Here is a 15,018-nt window from a genome sequence, read left to right as displayed (position 1 = left end):
ACATATCTAATGTCGACGTTGTCGGTTGCGGCGCACTTGCCGTGCCGATAGAGTTGCCGGCGCGTGTGGGGGAGGACGGATGGTCAGCATCAAGGATGTCGCTCGGGTGGCGGGCGTCTCGGACAAAACCGTGTCCCGCGTGGTCAACGGTGAACCGAACGTCACCGCTGACACGATCGAGAAGGTGCAGCTGGCGATTGCCGATCTCGGGTACATCCCGAACCTCGCGGCGCGCAGTATCCGCTCGAACCGCACCAACATCATCGGCATCATCACCGACTTCATTTCGACGACGCCCTATTCCGGCGACATCGTCCGGGGCGTCCAGGATTGGGCCGGTGCCAATGGCCGTACGGTGCTGCTGGCGAACACCGATGGCGACCAGGCGCGAGAGGCCAATGTCTGGCGCACCTTCAAGGCGCACCGCATCGACGGCGTGCTCTACGTCGCGATGTATCACCGCGTGGTGGTGCCGGCGGCGGGCGAGGTGTCGATCCCGACGGTGCTGGTCAACTCGCATCCCGAGGATGGCTATGCCTATCCATCGATCGAGCCGGATGATTACGGCGGGTCCTATGACCTTACCCGGCACCTGATCGCGCTTGGACATCGCCGCATCGGCTACATCCGGCTGAACCCGCTCCTCCTCGGGGCCAATCAGCGGCTCGACGCCTTCCTTGCTGCGGCACAGGCCGGTGGCATCCCGCAAGATGACCTCATCATCCGCCTGGGGATGGAAGGACCGGTCGGTCGCGAGACCAACTACGTCTATCGGGAGGCCCTCGACATCCTGTCGATGCCCAATCGTCCGACGGCGCTGGTCTGCGGCAATGATGAAATGGCGCTGCAGGCTTACCTGGCCGCGCTGTCCCTCGGCCTGCGCGTGCCCGACGACATCACCATCGTCGGCTTTGACGATTTCCGGACGGTGTCGCTCGGGCTCAAACCCGAGCTGACGACGGTGGCCCTACCCTATTACGACCTGGGCTGGCAGGGGGCCGACATGCTGGATCAGCTGGTGCAGGGCAAGGGCAGCGAAACCGAGCGGCGGATCCTCAAATGCCTGGTGGTCGCCCGGCGATCCAGTGCCGCGGCGCTCGGGGAGACGCAAATCGCCGGCACTGGAGGCTGAGCGCGGGATCGGTTGGCCGGGTCCGGTTTGTTGAGGCACTCCCGTCCGGCCATGCAAGTGCCAATAGCAGCCCAAGTCGGACGTTGGCTTCAAACGAGGTCAAACGCTCCCCGATAGGCGTGCATGAACCTTGTGCGGGCCGCTGGACCAAGCAAAAGCCTGCCGCTTCAGCGCACGTGCGGCGGCATGCCGCGCGCCAGTTCTGCACGCATTCTGGCGGCGTAGGTTCGCCCAACACGTACTTCGCTGCCGCCGACCAGTTCCACGATCAATGTCGAGAACTGCGCGGTCCGCAAGCGAACGATAGCGTCCCTGCGGATAATCGCACCACGGTGAATACGCAGGAAGATTTTGGATGGCAGTCGCCGTTCCAGCGATGCCAGGCTCTCCTGATGCAGGTGGCTTTCTCCGTCGCTGAAGATGCGGACATAGTCGCGCTCGGCAACGATGTGCGTGACGTTGTGCAGGGAAAGGCGCCGATAATCGCCGCGCGAACGCACCCAGAAATCCGGCCCGGCACCTTCAGTCTGCTGCAGTGCGCGCCGCAGCGACCGGACCATCTCCTGAAGCTCGCTGACCCGCTCCTCGTTTGAGCTGGCCCGCAGCCGGGCGCAGGCCCGTTCGACCGCCAGCTGCAGACGCGCCGGTTCGAGCGGCTTGGTCACATAGTCGATGGCATGTGCGTCGAAAGCGCGCTGGGCCTGATGGTCGAAGGCGGTCACGAATATCGTCGCCGGCGCCGCAGGACCAAGCCGTTCCAGCAGGTCGAAGCCGGTACCACCCGGCAGTTGAATATCGAGCGTGACGATGTCGGGGTGCAATCGCTCGATCAGCATCGCGGCCTCGTCGAGATTTGCCGCTTCGCCGACGATATGGATGTCCGCCATTGCTGCCAGGGCGCGCCGGATGCGGCCGCGCGCGAGCGGCTCGTCGTCGATAATCAGGACCGAAAAGCCGCTCATTTGTAGCGCAGCGGCAGCTCGACTACCGCCTCCCACCTCCCCTTGTAGTCATAGCCAGCAGTGCAGCGCCCCCGGGCGCCGAACCGGGCGGCCAACCGCTCGTTCACATTGGCCAGCCCGATCCCCGTCGAGGGAGATTCCGCCGTTCCGTGATCGGGTGCGACATCGTTGGTGACCACCAACCTAAGGTCTTCATCGACCGTCGTGGCTTCGATGCGAATCACCATCGGGGCCAGCGCGTGCCGCACACCGTGCTTGATCGCATTCTCGACGAGAGGCTGCAGGATCAGGCTGGGCACGAGTGCGCCGTTCAGTTGGACGGGAACATCGACTGCGACATTCAGCCGATCGGAAAAGCGTTCGCGTTCGATCGCCAGATAGTCCTGCTGCAGCGCCAGTTCCCGATCAAGCCGAACATCGCTGAGCGGATCGAGCGTCAGCGTCGTCCGCAGAAATTCCGACAGGACGACGACCATCCGCTTGGCTTCGTTCGGCATGCCTTCTTCGATCAGCGCGGCAATGGAGTTGAAGGTGTTGAACAGGAAATGCGGATTGATCTGATAGCGCAGCGCCCGCATCTGCGCTCTCAGCGCCTCCTCCCGGATCGCCGCAAGCCGCTGTTCCTGCTGGCGCACTTCGTGGCTGTAGAGCATCGCCACATAGAGGCACGCCCAGCCAAAGAAGAATGAGCTGTTTTCGATCAGGCTATAGACAAAATCGCGTGGCGCGAATGCCGGCTTCTGCGGCCACAAATACCAGGATGCGATGAGGAAATCGATGCTGGCGGAAAAGGGTGCGCAGAGCAGCGTGAGGACGAAGCACAAGATGGCCTTGTGCAGGAAGGACAGATTGCGCCAGCGCAGCAGCAGCGCCGAAATGGCGAAGGTGATGGCGATGCTGGCGGCGATCCAGACCAGCTTTCCCGGCGCCGATACCCAGGCGTCGACGCCGACAAAGTGCCAGAGCAGGCTGGTGATCAGGAAGACCGAGGCCCAGTAGACTGCCCCGAGCTGACGGGTCATCCGGCGCAGTTCGATCCGCGCATCTGCGTCCTGGTTCAACACGCTTTGGCCATCGGCACTCATCGCATGACTTATTTGCATATTGCGTCGCCAAGTCGAGTGCCGCTCATCGCGATCAGAAGCCGTTCGCAGATTTCTCGCGCCACTGAGAGCGGGATCGCAGCCGGTCGCCGAAATCTTCTTTCGGGACGGGAGATCCGATGATCGCCTGTTATCTCAACACCACAGGATGAACATGATGAAGCGTTTCGGCGATATGCGCTGGGTTGGGCAAATGCTCCTGATCGCACTTGTCTGGTGCCTGTCGCTGACGTCGGCTGAGGCGCAGCACTATCCCTGCAACGGTCCCGGGCCGGGTGAGCGACTGGTGGGGATGGCGCCTAACGGCCCCGGCGTCCCCCCGACACCGCTATGCGCTCGCGATGACAGCGGCGGAGCGCCGGAGCAACCCGAGACGCCCAGCGATGGCAGCTTTGCGGCGATCGCCTGGCATGTCGACGCCGCCGATGTCTGGGTCGACGGCAATTACAGCGGCGCGAACAATATCGGCGAGCAAGGCGCGCTCGATGCGTGCAACAGGGTGATGGGCGGTGGCTGTACGTCGGCCGGAACGTGGTCGAACTCATCGATCGTGATCATCCGCGACAAAGAGGGATATTTCTACAGGGGCTGGCTTGGTGAGGGCGGAGCCGATCGCGACCAGGTGATGGCCGAATGCTCGGCCAAGCAGCTGCTGCCGTGCGAGGTTTTCGCAACGATCCGCGCCAGCACCAACCAACGTTTTCCTGGCGCCAAGGCGCGCAAGTATTTCGCCGCGTCCGCATGGGTCGTCGGTGGCGCTGCTGACGGCTATAACGCCAAACTCTACGTTGCGAGTGGCTACCGCAGTGCCGACGCCGCGAGTGCCGCGGCGATCGCTGCGTGCAGCGAGGCCACATCGCTGCCATGCGAAACCAACGCGCTGACCGGCAACGGCTTCATCCAGGCGTATCGCCTGGACGGCAACAACGACAGCGCCACCACCGAAACGTCGGCCCGGCGCGCCAAGCAAGCGGCGCAAACGAACTGCAAGAAACAGCAGAGCGCCAGCTGCGATCTGCAGGCGCTGTTCGACAGCCGCAAGGCGGGGCTGTTCGTGCATGATTTCGATACAGGCAAGACGACGCGCTAGGCGCGGCTCAATGAGCTCGGCTCTCGCATTCTTGCTCGCACTGACGTTGGCCAGCACGACCGGCTCACAACAGGCGCCCCGAGACTCCTCGTCCGCCGTGACGCCTGACCGGATCTCCTATATCGGCACCGGCAATGGTTGGAGCGGCGGTCGTACCGAATGGTCGATCGATCGCTCTGGGCGCGGGTCTTACCGCACGGCTGTCCCGATCGAGGCGGAAGGCCAGTTCAACGCCGGACCGGAAGGCTTCGAGCGCATCCGCGCGATATTGCAGCCGCTCGAGGGGTTGCGCGAATTGCCCTGCGACGGAGCGGTCACGGACCAGGGGAGCGGAGCGCTGAGCTGGCAACGCGGCGATCGGACAAGCTCGCTGCGTTTCGATTTCGGCTGCAACTTTCGTCAGCCCGACGCTGCCCAGACGTGGCTGAGCCGAGCGAGCGGCCTGGTGCGAGAGTGGGCACTGACGAAGGGGGAATGAGGGATGGCGCTATCGCACGTGCGGGTTTCGCCAATGGCGGCGTCCGTGCCGTCGATCCGGAGATTTCAGGTCTCGCGCGGTCGGGTGCCGCCGCACGCCGACACACCACCAGGAGAAGCAATCAATGATCCGTTTCCGTCCGTTCCGCTACGTCGTCCTGTTCGGGTTTGCCGCGACAAGCGCCGTCGCAGCCCAGTCGCTCGAAACGGGACAACTCGACGGCATCGTCGACGAGCAGATGAATTACCTGCAGTTCCGCACCGCCTTACTCGGTGCGAACTGGACACCGCTCGTCGATCCGCAATGCGATGGCAATGTCTATGGCCGCCCCGGTGGTCCGAAGGACGACACCAACATCTGCAGGCAGTTGCCCGAGCTCGAGTCCTGTTCGGGCGACGGCTATTGCAGCATGTACTTCGTCCATGAGCCCTCCGGCAGGAAGGTGCAGGTCGTCACCTATGGCGACTACACCCGCTGGGAGCTGCGCGGCGGCCAATCGGATCTGGCAGTTGTCGAGTGGAGCTATCAATGAGCCGCCGCGGTGCGGCGGGAAACTGGTCCGAGCCAGCGGGAACGACGCCTCCTGGGTCAGCCCGGGATGGCGCCGATCGGCCAATCACCGAGGGTTTCCTCGATCTCTCCGGCTTCGGAGGGGCACATGAGAAAGAGGGTGAAGGCCTTTTCGCCTTCGGCATACCAGTCAGCGCCACGCACATCCTGCTCGACGCCCTCCGAATAGCAGAGCGCGGCCTTGCTGCCATCGATGGCGATCAGGATGCCCCAGTTGACGTCGCCGCCGCTAGCCGCGTCGTAACTGCGGACATAGAGCCGCTGCCCCACCTTGATGACAGGCGTGGTGACCGCATCGGTAACATACATCTGGTCGCGCACCGAGCCCGCAGGGGCGGCAGCCTCGATCGCGGCCCGCACCGCGGGATGATCAAGAAAGCCCACGCCCTGTACCTTATCGAAAACATACTTGCCGACGTAGGCGCCGAGATCGGGCGCGGCCTGCTTCGGGTTGGCGGAGGCCGGGACGGTCGTCAGCAAGGCCAGCGAGAGGAGAGCGGAAAGAATGCTGATGATACGCATGGTACTCCGGGAGAAGCTGGAGAGTTGGGCCGAACTGCAAGATACTGCAGGCAAACGCAGGGGTTGCCCGTGAACGTGTCGTCCGCCAACAAGATTGCCGAAAAGGTCATTATGCGCAAATACTTCGTGCCAGTCTGCGGTTTGATTTTGCTTGGATCACAGGTCGGTGCAGCGGCCCAAAGCCCGGTGCCGAACCCGACAAGCGGCTATGACTGGGCGATCCGGATTGACGAGGAGGGTCGAACGCGGCCGGCGATCCTCGCCTATGAGGTAGCCGATACCGACGATCAGCCGCTGAACTTCTCCTGCGAGGAGGGCAGTGGGCGCATCTTCGCCGGGATCGCCGGCGTCCCCGACGATCTGACCGAGATCACGCTGGTTTCGGGCAATCAGACGCTGCAACTCGCCGGTAAGACCGATCAAGATGAAATGCCGTCCTTCACATCGAACGGCATCGCCGGCGATTCCTCGTTCATCGAGGCCTTTGCCACCAATGGTTGGCTTCGCATGACCGCCGGCGGACACGAAACCGATATGGCGGGCAGCCTTGGAGGCGCAAAAGCGATCTCGGCTTTCGTGGCACATTGCAACCGGCCGCGCCCTTAGCATTCGTGAAGGCGACGCACCCGCAAGGCCGCCTGCCGTGAGTGGAGCAGGCGCGAGCCTCGCCACGGGTTCACGGGCGTCGCCGCAGCGATCGATGCATGGTTGCCGGCATCGGTCCCCGACGCCGGCAACTGCTGAGCTACCTCAGCTCTTGGTGGCGATGAACTTCGCCAGCGTCTGGTATTCCCTGCAACTCGTGTTGCCGCACAGCTGCTCGAGGGTCGCCAGTTGCTTGTTGGCTTTCGCCAGCTGGCCGATCTCGACATAGAGCTCACCCAGGTACTCGGTGGCGCCCTTGTGCCGCGGGTCGAGCTTCAGCGCCTTGAGGTAGAAGCCCTGGGCGTTCTTGTAGTCGCCGGTCTTGCGCAGCGAATAGCCGAGCAGGTTGTTGGCCTCAGCATTGCGCGGGTCGGCGCGGACGATCTGCTTCAGCATGCTCGCGGCCGATTTCCATTTCTGGGCACGGATCAGCGCCCGCGCGTCGTTCAACGATGGTCCGCTCACACTGCGCGAGCCGCCATCGGAGCTGCTGCTGTAGCTGCCACCCCCGCCACCGCCATCCACGGCGAGCACCGGCGCCGCGGCCAGCATGCCGGCGACGAGCGTCGCGCCGGCCAGCACAGTCAGAGTCTTCGTGAGCAATTTCAATGGCATCTGGGTCTCCATTTGGCCATGCTCCCCCTAGCCACCGCATTGGGTGGCTGATGGGAGAACACCGGGGACCCGGGTTTATTCCCTTGGGAGTTCGCGGCTGAGCAGCCCCATGATCAGGTCGTCACGCCAGGCGCCATCGAGGAACACCGTCTCGCGTTCCCTGCCCTCGACTTGAAAGCCGCATTTCTCGTAGCACCGGATGGCCCGGCTGTTGCCGGCGAGAACGCGCAGCGAAACGCGGTGCAGGCCGAGCTCGTCAAAGCCATATTCGAGCACCCGGCGCACCGCCTCGGTGCCGAGGCCGCGCCCCTGATCCTCGAGCCGCAGCAGGCCGATGGCGAGCGAGGCGCGCTTGTCGACCAGGTCCACCCGGTCGAGCCGAACCGAGCCGAGTAGCGACGCGGCCTCGATGATCCAGGCATGGGGATGTTCGATGAGAGCGCCAACCCAACGCTCGGCTTCCTTACGGCCGAAGGCCGCGCCGTTCGGCTCCACGCCATAGAGCCTCAGGTTCTCGTCGGGCTCGGCGCCGAGGGCGTAGCGCTCCTCAACATCTGCGGCGGTCGCAGGCCGCATTGTCAGGTTCTGCGAAACGAGTATGGGCGGCATCTGGCTCCCCAGGCAATGCCGCCCTGTTTAACCGTTCTCAGGACACCCGGCGATAGCCGCCGCGCACGCCGTCCGGGCTCAGCACCAGCTGCCACAGCTGGATGTTGCGGGCACGGAACATGGCAGCGAACACCTGCAGGTAGAAGCGCCACATGCGCCAGAAGCGGTCACCATACTTGTCCCGGAGACTGGGCCAGGCGGCATCGAAATTGGCCCACCAGGCCATCAGCGTCTTGTCGTAGTCGGCGCCGAAATTGTGCCAGTCCTCCATCACGAAGACCCGCTCGCTGGCAGCCGCAATCTGTTTGATCGAGGGCAGCATGCCGTTGGGGAAGATGTACTTCTCGGTCCACGGATCGCCGTGCGTGGAGGAGAAATTGTTGCCGATGGTGTGGAGCAGAAACAGCCCGTCGGGCTTGAGCAGCGAGCGGACCTTGCGCAGATAGGCCTCATAGTTCTTGTAGCCGACATGCTCGAACATGCCGATCGAGATCACCCGGTCGAACTGGCCCTCGAGCGCCATGTAGTCCATCAGCCGCGTCTCGATCGGCAGGCTGCCCTTGCTCGCCTCGGCATAGGCTGCCTGCTCCTTCGAAATGGTGATGCCGACGCCCTCGACGCCGTAGCGCTCGGCGGCGAACTTCAGAAAGCCGCCCCAGCCCGACCCGATATCGAGGATCTTCATCCCCGGCTCCAGCCCGACCTTCCTGCAGATCAGGTCGAGCTTGGCTTCCTGCGCGGCGTCGAGCGTCGTCGCCTCGGCCCAGTAGCCGCACGAGTAGATCATCCGCTTGTCGAGCATGGCGGCGTAGAGGTCGTTGCCGATGTCGTAGTGCCGTTCGCCCACCTCGGTGACGCGGCTGCGTTGCAGGTTGAGCAACTTGCCGCGCACGAAGCTCAGCGCCAGCCCGATATCGGGCTTCAGATGCGCGTAGATGTCGTATTCGAGCAGCTTGTAGATGAACTGGTCGAGTGCATCGGTATCGAACCAGCCATCCATATAGGCTTCGCCGAAGCCGAGCGTGCCGTGGCTGATGGCGCGGCCCCACAATCGATCGTCATGCACGGTGACATCGAAGGGCCGGCTGCCGCCGAGTTCGATGCCTGCGTCTTTGAGAATGGAAGTGAAATAGGACTTTGGCCCGGCGCTCATCGCGGAACCTCGATAGTTATGATCCTAACGAAATTTTAGCGCTACTCCGATTGCCGGGCAAGCCCCGGCAACGCCATGCTGCCATTCGCGATTTCGGGATTGTTCCACCGTTTTCAATGAAACAATGGAACGCTCAAAGCCTTTGTCGTCGCGCTTTCGAACCGGAAAAGTCTGCAACTCTTCCTGAAGCGCTCCTCAGTCACCGCGAAAACGCCGCGAACGGGTTGGTCACGGTAAGCTGCCGGATGGCGGCCTCGTCAACATTGCTCGTGCGCAGCAGCGGCAGCATCACGTCGCTCAAATGGGTATAGGGCGTCGGTGTGCCGCCGCCGGGAATCGCCGGGTCGTACCAGCCCCGGTCGTGGCTGAGCAGCAGCTGTGAGCCGAGATCGGCATCGAGCGCCCTCAGGATCAACTCGCTCACCGCCGCATCGGGGGCACGGCCGACATGGTCGTACTCGATCCAGGCGCCGCGCTGTGCCACGGCGATGTTGAGGCCGAAATCCTTCTCCTCCTGGGTATGGATCGAGATGAAGCGGTCGGCGCGATAGCCTTCGGCCTCGATGATATCGAGCTGGTCCATCACCACTCGGCCCTTGATGGTATGGCTGCCGATCACCGCGCCGGTGCGTTGCGCCGCCCGCGCGGCAGCCCTGAGGATCTTCGCCTCCAGCGGCGTGATGCCGTCATCGCCGGCCGAGATCTTGATCCAGGCGGCTTTGACCCCGGTATCGCCGACGCCCTCGGCGAGGTCGCGATACATCTGCGCCTCGAGTTTGGCCTCGCTGGCATCGCGCACCCAGTCGGGGATCCACGGCTCGCGATAGTTGCCGGTGGGAACGACGATCGGCAGGCCGGTGGCCCGGCTGACGGCGAGGTCGATATCGACGCGCAGGCCAACTCCGCCGGTCGAGCATTCGACCAGCGCGGTGACGCCGCGCGCCTTGATCGCCTCGATCTGAGGGGCCATGACCCGCACCACCTCGGTTGGGTCGGCTTTGGCATAGCCGGGCTGGTCGGGGGTGCGCAGATCGACGAAGACGTGCTCGTGCGGCAGGATCATGCCGAGCTCGTCAGCCCGCTTCGGCCCGAGCGTGGTGTGCAGCAGTTTCATCGGTGTCTCCTCGGGGACGAGCATCTGCGAACGCCGAGCCAAAGGCAAACCCTCTACGGCTCTTCTGCCTCAGTGCCGGGGACGAACTTCAGCAGATCCCTCGGCTCACACTTGAGGTAGATGCAGATCGCCTCGAGCGTATCGAAGCGCATGCCCTTCGCGCTGGTCAACCTGGCCGGCTGCCGCTGAACAAACAGACGAGGCGACAGTCGCCTGCCGCCTCGTCAACTCTCAGCCAGGAAAGCCCGTCCCTGGGCTCCGCCTCAACCCCAGCTGCGAAGGCCCAGCAGCTTTTCGCCGAGCTCGGTGAGGCTGGCCGTGGTGGCGTGCTTTTTCTCCCACTCGCGTGGATCGCCGGGGAAGGCGTCGCGCCTGGGGTGGTCGAGCTCGCGCCACAGCCGCACCCGCTCGGCCCGCTCGATCACGTCCTCCTCGTTGGCTGGGAACATCGAGATGTACTGCGCCATGCGCACCCGGTTGCCCGAGTTGATCGAGTGGTTGGGCCGCACCCCGTGGGCAAGCAGGGTATTGAAGATCATCAGGTCGCCCGGCTCCATCTCGATATTGGTGATCTTGAGGCCGGTGGTGTCGGGGTGCATCGGATCGCGGTCGGCCGGCTGGGTCTTCACCCAGGTGTCGAAATCGTAGAACAGCTCGGGAATGCACTGGAAGCCGCCGATGTCGCCGTCCTGTTTGACGAGGCTCAGCACGCCCTGCACGCCGATCGGCAGCGGGTCGAGGGAGGTATCGCTATCCCAGTGGATGAAGCCGTTCTGGTTCGGACCCGGCACTTGCTTGGGCGGGTTGAGGTTGGCGCGGTCGATCGATACCCACAGCTCCTCGATGTCCCAGATATCGACGAAGGCGTCGTAGACCCGCTGCTGCTGGCGGTTATCCCACAGGTACTGGTGGTTGTAGATCTCCACCATGCCGGTGCCGTTGAGTTCCTTCATGATGTGGTCGCGCCGCTGCGGCGTGTACCAGGTGGAGGGATCGTTGGGGTCCTTCTCCTCAAACTCCCAAAGCAAAGCCTTGAGCCGCTCGACATGAGCCGCGTCGACTGCATTGCGAACAATCACGTAGCCGCGCTCCTGCCAGTGCTTGAAATCCGCCTCGCTCAGCACCCTGAGCGGCAGGGTCTTCTTGATGTCCTTGAGCTGGGTCGTGACCTTCTGCGTGGTCGGATGGGAATCGCGCTTGATCCCAGCCGCCATGCCCTCGCGGGCCAAACCCTGTGCCATCGACATAATTCGCCTCCACCTGTTCCTCCCCCTCGGGGATTGCTTCGATGCGAGGAGGCTAAGCCGGGGTCGGCGGTCCATGTTGCCGGGCTTCGGCGAATTCTGGTACTATTCTGGCGCTGATGGGAACCCGATCGCGCGATGAAGCCGCTTCTGGAGAAGGTCATGCCGCCCGACGGTGTCTCCTGGGCCTGGCTCGACCGCCGGCTCGACGATGCCATCCCGTTTCAGTGGCACCACCATCCCGAGTTCGAGCTGACGCTGACGCTCAACTCGGTCGGCCAACGCTTCATCGGCGACCATATCGGCGACTATGACGACGGCGACCTGGTGCTGATCGGGCCCAACCTGCCGCATACCTGGGCCAGCCGCGACAAGCGCGACCCTCTCGCCCCACACGTGGCGCGGGTGATGTGGTTCCATCCCGACTGGGCAGCCGGGCTCACGGCATTGCTGCCCGAACTCCATGGAGTCGCTGGCCTGTTGTCACGGGCGCAACGCGGCCTGAGCTTTTCCGATGCGGGCGCAGCGGCGGTTCGCCCGATGATCGACGAGCTGTTCGTTCGCGCACCCGCCGATCGCCTTTCGCTGCTGATCGACATCCTCCGCCGGCTCGCCGAGGACGATGCCGCCGCCCCGCTCGCCAGCCCCATGGTCGCCGTGCCGCAGCACGCGGCTGACCGCACGCGCATCGACCGGGTGCTTGACGTCATCCATGCGCGTTATATGGAGCCACTGCCGCTCGACGCCCTTGCCGATATCGCGGCGCTGTCGCCCTCGGGCCTGCACCGCATGTTCGTGCGCCATGTCCGCAGCCCGGTCTCGACCTATGTGACCCGTCTGCGCATCGGCGAAGCCTGCGCACTGCTGTCCGGCACCGATCGGCCGATCGCCCACATCGCATCCGACGTGGGCTATGACTCGCTTGCCAATTTCAACCGGCAGTTCAAGGCGGCAAAGCAGATGACGCCGCGCCAGTATCGCCGGCAGTTCCAGAGGACTCGATGACCATCGCCACCCGCATCATGCGCAAGCTGGCGCAGAATAATCGGCTCGCCAACCACCGGCTGCTTACGGCCTGCCTGAGGCTGCAGCCGGGCGAGTTCGAAGCGACGCGGGTGAGCTTCTTTCCGACGCTGAAGATGACGCTCAACCATATCCTCACCGTCGACTGGTTCTACGTCGATGCGCTGGAAGGCGGCACGCTGGGTCCCAGGGCCTGGGATCCGGAGGAGCCGTTCGACGCCATCGGCCCGCTGACGGCAGCGCAGTTCGCCGTCGACGAACGCCTGCTCGCCTTCTGCGCCGGCCTCACCGATGCGCGGCTCGCCGCCGAAACCCGGGTGCATCGGACCGGCCGCATCCAGGTCGAGCGCACCGACGACCTGCTGCTGCACCTGTTCATGCACCAGACCCACCACCGCGGCCAGGTGCATGCCATGCTGGCGGGCAGCTCGGTGCAGCCGCCGCAGCTCGACGAGTTCCTCACCGCCAGCGATTTCCGCGACCGGGTCGACGACATGGCGGCGCTCGGCTGGAGCGAAGCGGAGCTCGGGGCGTAGCGATGGCGCGGCAGAATGGCGAACTGGTGCAATGGAACGACGAGCGCGGCTTCGGCTTCATCGCCGGCGATGATGGCCGCCGCAGCTTCGTCCATATCAGCGACATCGGCCGGATCGCGACGCGACCCCGCACCGGCGATCGCGTGTCGTTCACGCTCGGGCGCGGCACCGACGGACGGCCGGCGGCCAAGCAGGTAAAGATCGCCGGGGCCAACCCGCTCAACGTCGAGGCGAGGCGCCGCGGCGCCGCCTCAACACCCGCCGCACCGGGCATCGGCGTGCGCGGGGTGGCAGCGGGCAGCATCGTGGCGCTCGCCCTCGCCGATTACCTGCTTGGTCGGGCGCCCGTCTGGCTGTCCATCGCATACCTGGTGCTGGGGGTGGTCAGCATCGCGGTCTACTGGTTCGACAAGCGGGCGGCCGAAGCGGACCGCTGGCGGGTCACGGAGAAAAGTCTTCACCTCATCGACGCGATCGGCGGCATTGCCGGCGGGCTCGTCGCGCAGCAGCTGCTCCGCCACAAGACCAGCAAGCAGAGCTTCATCGTGGTGACCGTGCTGATCGCCATCGTGCACGTTGCGGTGCTGGCGAGCCTCGGCCTCGGCTGGTGGACACTCACTTACTAGAGCTCGGGGGCTTTCCCCTCATCCGGCGCTACGCACCACCTCCGGGCGAGGGCTACGCCCTCGTCCCGCGACCCCGACGGGGAAAAGAATACGGAGAGCGCGGTGGCCACCCTTGTTCCTCTCCCCGTCGGGGAGAGGGTGGATCGGCCGAGAGGCCGAGACGGGTGAGGGGTTGGTGGCCACCGGCTGGCGCATTTGACAGGGGGCGCTTCTAGAGCAGTTTGCCGAAGAACGTCCTGATGTCCTCGACCAAGAGGTCCGGCGCGTCGGTGGCGGCGAAGTGGCCGCCCGAGGGCATTTCGGTCCAGTGCACGATGTTGTTGGCCCGCTCGGCAAAACTGCGGACCGAGCGGAAATCCCATGGGAACACCGCAACGCCGGTCGGCGTATCGTTGCGTGTCTCGCGATAACCCGAGCCGGAGCGTGCATCCTCGAGATAGATGTTGCCGGCCGAGCCGCCCGAAGCGGTGAACCAGTAGACCGAGACATGCGCGAGGTAGCGGTCGCGATCGACATACTGCACCCCGTCCCCCTCAAAGCCGAAGAACAGCTCGGTGTTCCACGCCAGCTGACCGATCGGCGAATCGACGAGGCCGTAGCCGAGCGTGCCGGGGCGCTTGGACTGGATGTCCTGGTAGCCGTTGTATTTGAGGAAGCCGTCGAGATTGGCGAAGCCTTCCTTCTCGAACGAGGTAAGCTTCTCCATCTCGCCCGGCGCACCGGTCGGAAAGGCGAAGATCTGCTGCAGGTGGGTGCCGACCAACCCTTCCGGCGCGAGGATGCCGAGCTCCTTGCCGACGAGCGAACCGACATCGCCGCCCTGCGCGCCATAGCGGCTGTAGCCGAGCCGCTGCATCAGCGTGTCCCAGGTCCTGGCGACCTTCGCCGTGTCCCAGCCGGGCGCGGCCAGCGGCGTCGACCAGCCATAGCCGGGGAGCGAGGGGATGACGAGATCGAAAGCCAGCGCCGGATCGAGCCCATGGGCGCGCGGATCGCTCAGCGGCCCGATCACCTCGAAGAACTCGATGACGCTCGAGGGCCAGCCATGGGTGAGAATCAGCGGGAAGGCGTTGGGCTCCTTCGACCTGATGTGAAGGAAATGGATGGTCTGCCCGTCAATCTCGGTGAGGAACTGCGGATAGGCATTGAGCCTTGCCTCCCAGGCGCGCCAGTCGAACTGGTTCAGCCACTGGTCGGCCAGTTCCTTGATGAAGGCGACCGGCTGGCCGCGGCTCCAATCGGTGGTGGTGGCATGCGGCCAGCGCGCCATGGTCAGGCGTTCCTTCAGATCGGCGATCTCGTCGTCGGACACCTGAACCTTGAACGGGGTGATGGTCATTTCGTCTGCTCCGGTTGCATGGGAAACCAAGGCGCCGAGCGCCGGGACGACTGCCGCCGCAGCTGCGGCCTTCAACAAGCTCCTGCGATCCAGATCGGTCATTTTCGGCTCCTGTTTCGCGCCGAACCACCATGGCCCGGCGTCTGAGGAGACCTTGCGCCCATCCTGCTGACAGGGCGTGGCAGCAGCGTTATCTCGTTGTGACGAAACAAAAATCCCCGCACGTGGCGGGGATTTTCAAGGGTTGCCGGTGCAGA

Annotated in this window: 18 protein-coding genes; 8 read left to right on the top strand and 10 right to left on the bottom strand. The window is 64.4% G+C overall.

The features are described 5' to 3' along the window. Positions 1–79 precede the first annotated feature (79 nt). On the top strand, positions 80–1,132 hold the full coding sequence (locus AC1ROK_RS02680; protein WP_492843564.1) for a LacI family DNA-binding transcriptional regulator: 1,053 nt from the start codon (positions 80–82) through the stop codon (positions 1,130–1,132). A gap of 167 nt (positions 1,133–1,299) precedes the next feature. Here the strand turns inward: AC1ROK_RS02680 and AC1ROK_RS02675 are convergent, their stop codons facing one another. Continuing rightward, positions 1,300–2,094, bottom strand: a complete 795-nt coding sequence (locus tag AC1ROK_RS02675; RefSeq protein WP_492843562.1) for a LytR/AlgR family response regulator transcription factor — start codon at positions 2,092–2,094, stop codon at positions 1,300–1,302. After that, positions 2,091–3,179: a sensor histidine kinase gene (locus AC1ROK_RS02670; protein ID WP_492843560.1), complete on the bottom strand. Its 1,089-nt coding sequence runs from the start codon at positions 3,177–3,179 to the stop codon at positions 2,091–2,093. Before AC1ROK_RS02670 ends, AC1ROK_RS02675 begins: the two co-directional genes overlap by 4 nt. 172 nt (positions 3,180–3,351) lie before the next feature. Here AC1ROK_RS02670 and AC1ROK_RS02665 point away from each other — a divergent pair, with 172 nt between their 5' ends. From AC1ROK_RS02665 to AC1ROK_RS02655, 3 genes are all read left to right on the top strand, one after another. Then, positions 3,352–4,287, top strand: coding sequence for a DUF4189 domain-containing protein (locus AC1ROK_RS02665; protein ID WP_492843558.1), 936 nt, complete (start codon positions 3,352–3,354; stop codon positions 4,285–4,287). 10 nt (positions 4,288–4,297) lie between these two features. Next, positions 4,298–4,765: a hypothetical protein gene (locus tag AC1ROK_RS02660; RefSeq protein WP_492843556.1), complete on the top strand. Its 468-nt coding sequence runs from the start codon at positions 4,298–4,300 to the stop codon at positions 4,763–4,765. Positions 4,766–4,889: 124 nt separating this feature from the next. After that, positions 4,890–5,297 carry a hypothetical protein gene (locus AC1ROK_RS02655; RefSeq protein WP_492843554.1) on the top strand — a complete coding sequence of 136 codons (408 nt, stop codon included), beginning with the start codon at positions 4,890–4,892 and terminating at the stop codon, positions 5,295–5,297. A 56-nt stretch (positions 5,298–5,353) separates the two neighbouring features. Here the strand turns inward: AC1ROK_RS02655 and AC1ROK_RS02650 are convergent, their stop codons facing one another. Then, a complete protein-coding gene (locus AC1ROK_RS02650) occupies positions 5,354–5,857 on the bottom strand; it encodes a hypothetical protein (RefSeq protein WP_492843552.1) in 504 nt (167 codons plus the stop codon). A gap of 69 nt (positions 5,858–5,926) precedes the next feature. Here AC1ROK_RS02650 and AC1ROK_RS02645 point away from each other — a divergent pair, with 69 nt between their 5' ends. Next, positions 5,927–6,463 carry a hypothetical protein gene (locus AC1ROK_RS02645; RefSeq protein ID WP_492843550.1) on the top strand — a complete coding sequence of 179 codons (537 nt, stop codon included), beginning with the start codon at positions 5,927–5,929 and terminating at the stop codon, positions 6,461–6,463. 144 nt (positions 6,464–6,607) lie between these two features. On the opposite strand, the gene AC1ROK_RS02640 is transcribed toward AC1ROK_RS02645, so the two are convergent. The 6 genes from AC1ROK_RS02640 to AC1ROK_RS02615 form a co-directional block, all read right to left on the bottom strand. Beyond that, on the bottom strand, positions 6,608–7,111 hold the full coding sequence (locus AC1ROK_RS02640; protein ID WP_492843548.1) for a tetratricopeptide repeat protein: 504 nt from the start codon (positions 7,109–7,111) through the stop codon (positions 6,608–6,610). A gap of 81 nt (positions 7,112–7,192) precedes the next feature. Next, complete coding sequence (locus AC1ROK_RS02635) at positions 7,193–7,726, bottom strand: GNAT family N-acetyltransferase (protein ID WP_492843546.1); 534 nt, start codon at positions 7,724–7,726, stop codon at positions 7,193–7,195. 37 nt (positions 7,727–7,763) lie between these two features. Beyond that, entirely contained in the window at positions 7,764–8,879 is a 1,116-nt protein-coding gene (cfa, locus tag AC1ROK_RS02630) for a cyclopropane fatty acyl phospholipid synthase (RefSeq protein WP_492843544.1), read from the bottom strand. 199 nt (positions 8,880–9,078) lie between these two features. Then, positions 9,079–9,993, bottom strand: a complete 915-nt coding sequence (locus AC1ROK_RS02625) for a phosphotriesterase family protein (protein ID WP_492843542.1) — start codon at positions 9,991–9,993, stop codon at positions 9,079–9,081. Positions 9,994–10,046: 53 nt separating this feature from the next. After that, positions 10,047–10,163: a helix-turn-helix domain-containing protein gene (locus tag AC1ROK_RS02620; protein WP_492843540.1), complete on the bottom strand. Its 117-nt coding sequence runs from the start codon at positions 10,161–10,163 to the stop codon at positions 10,047–10,049. 93 nt (positions 10,164–10,256) lie between these two features. Beyond that, positions 10,257–11,207 (bottom strand): phytanoyl-CoA dioxygenase family protein, encoded by a 951-nt coding sequence (locus AC1ROK_RS02615; protein WP_492844665.1) that lies wholly within the window; start codon positions 11,205–11,207, stop codon positions 10,257–10,259. 168 nt (positions 11,208–11,375) lie between these two features. Here AC1ROK_RS02615 and AC1ROK_RS02610 point away from each other — a divergent pair, with 168 nt between their 5' ends. From AC1ROK_RS02610 to AC1ROK_RS02600, 3 genes are read left to right on the top strand one after another with little or no spacing between them, the layout of a single operon-like run. Further along, positions 11,376–12,242, top strand: coding sequence for a helix-turn-helix domain-containing protein (locus AC1ROK_RS02610; protein ID WP_492843538.1), 867 nt, complete (start codon positions 11,376–11,378; stop codon positions 12,240–12,242). Next, a complete protein-coding gene (locus AC1ROK_RS02605) occupies positions 12,239–12,796 on the top strand; it encodes a DinB family protein (protein WP_492843536.1) in 558 nt (185 codons plus the stop codon). Before AC1ROK_RS02610 ends, AC1ROK_RS02605 begins: the two co-directional genes overlap by 4 nt. Positions 12,797–12,798: 2 nt before the next feature. Continuing rightward, positions 12,799–13,422, top strand: coding sequence for a DUF1294 domain-containing protein (locus AC1ROK_RS02600; RefSeq protein ID WP_492843534.1), 624 nt, complete (start codon positions 12,799–12,801; stop codon positions 13,420–13,422). A gap of 211 nt (positions 13,423–13,633) precedes the next feature. On the opposite strand, the gene AC1ROK_RS02595 is transcribed toward AC1ROK_RS02600, so the two are convergent. Then, on the bottom strand, positions 13,634–14,863 hold the full coding sequence (locus AC1ROK_RS02595; protein WP_492843532.1) for an epoxide hydrolase family protein: 1,230 nt from the start codon (positions 14,861–14,863) through the stop codon (positions 13,634–13,636). Positions 14,864–15,018: the final 155 nt, after the last annotated feature.

The sequence above is a fragment of the Devosia sp. GW821-FHT12F11 genome (assembly GCF_058806655.1).
This window is presented reverse-complemented; position numbering and strand designations above follow the sequence as displayed.

Bases quoted from the DNA above. Each gene is read 5' to 3' on its own strand.
- AC1ROK_RS02680 (WP_492843564.1), top strand. From the start codon at position 80: ATGGTCAGCATCAAGGATGTCGCTCGGGTGGCGGGCGTCTCGGACAAA.
- AC1ROK_RS02675 (WP_492843562.1), bottom strand. From the start codon at position 2,094: ATGAGCGGCTTTTCGGTCCTGATTATCGACGACGAGCCGCTCGCGCGC.
- AC1ROK_RS02670 (WP_492843560.1), bottom strand. From the start codon at position 3,179: ATGAGTGCCGATGGCCAAAGCGTGTTGAACCAGGACGCAGATGCGCGG.
- AC1ROK_RS02665 (WP_492843558.1), top strand. From the start codon at position 3,352: ATGATGAAGCGTTTCGGCGATATGCGCTGGGTTGGGCAAATGCTCCTG.
- AC1ROK_RS02660 (WP_492843556.1), top strand. From the start codon at position 4,298: ATGAGCTCGGCTCTCGCATTCTTGCTCGCACTGACGTTGGCCAGCACG.
- AC1ROK_RS02655 (WP_492843554.1), top strand. From the start codon at position 4,890: ATGATCCGTTTCCGTCCGTTCCGCTACGTCGTCCTGTTCGGGTTTGCC.
- AC1ROK_RS02650 (WP_492843552.1), bottom strand. From the start codon at position 5,857: ATGCGTATCATCAGCATTCTTTCCGCTCTCCTCTCGCTGGCCTTGCTG.
- AC1ROK_RS02635 (WP_492843546.1), bottom strand. From the start codon at position 7,726: ATGCCGCCCATACTCGTTTCGCAGAACCTGACAATGCGGCCTGCGACC.
- cfa (WP_492843544.1), bottom strand. From the start codon at position 8,879: ATGAGCGCCGGGCCAAAGTCCTATTTCACTTCCATTCTCAAAGACGCA.
- AC1ROK_RS02625 (WP_492843542.1), bottom strand. From the start codon at position 9,993: ATGAAACTGCTGCACACCACGCTCGGGCCGAAGCGGGCTGACGAGCTC.
- AC1ROK_RS02615 (WP_492844665.1), bottom strand. From the start codon at position 11,207: ATGGCGGCTGGGATCAAGCGCGATTCCCATCCGACCACGCAGAAGGTC.
- AC1ROK_RS02610 (WP_492843538.1), top strand. From the start codon at position 11,376: ATGAAGCCGCTTCTGGAGAAGGTCATGCCGCCCGACGGTGTCTCCTGG.
- AC1ROK_RS02605 (WP_492843536.1), top strand. From the start codon at position 12,239: ATGACCATCGCCACCCGCATCATGCGCAAGCTGGCGCAGAATAATCGG.
- AC1ROK_RS02600 (WP_492843534.1), top strand. From the start codon at position 12,799: ATGGCGCGGCAGAATGGCGAACTGGTGCAATGGAACGACGAGCGCGGC.
- AC1ROK_RS02595 (WP_492843532.1), bottom strand. From the start codon at position 14,863: ATGACCGATCTGGATCGCAGGAGCTTGTTGAAGGCCGCAGCTGCGGCG.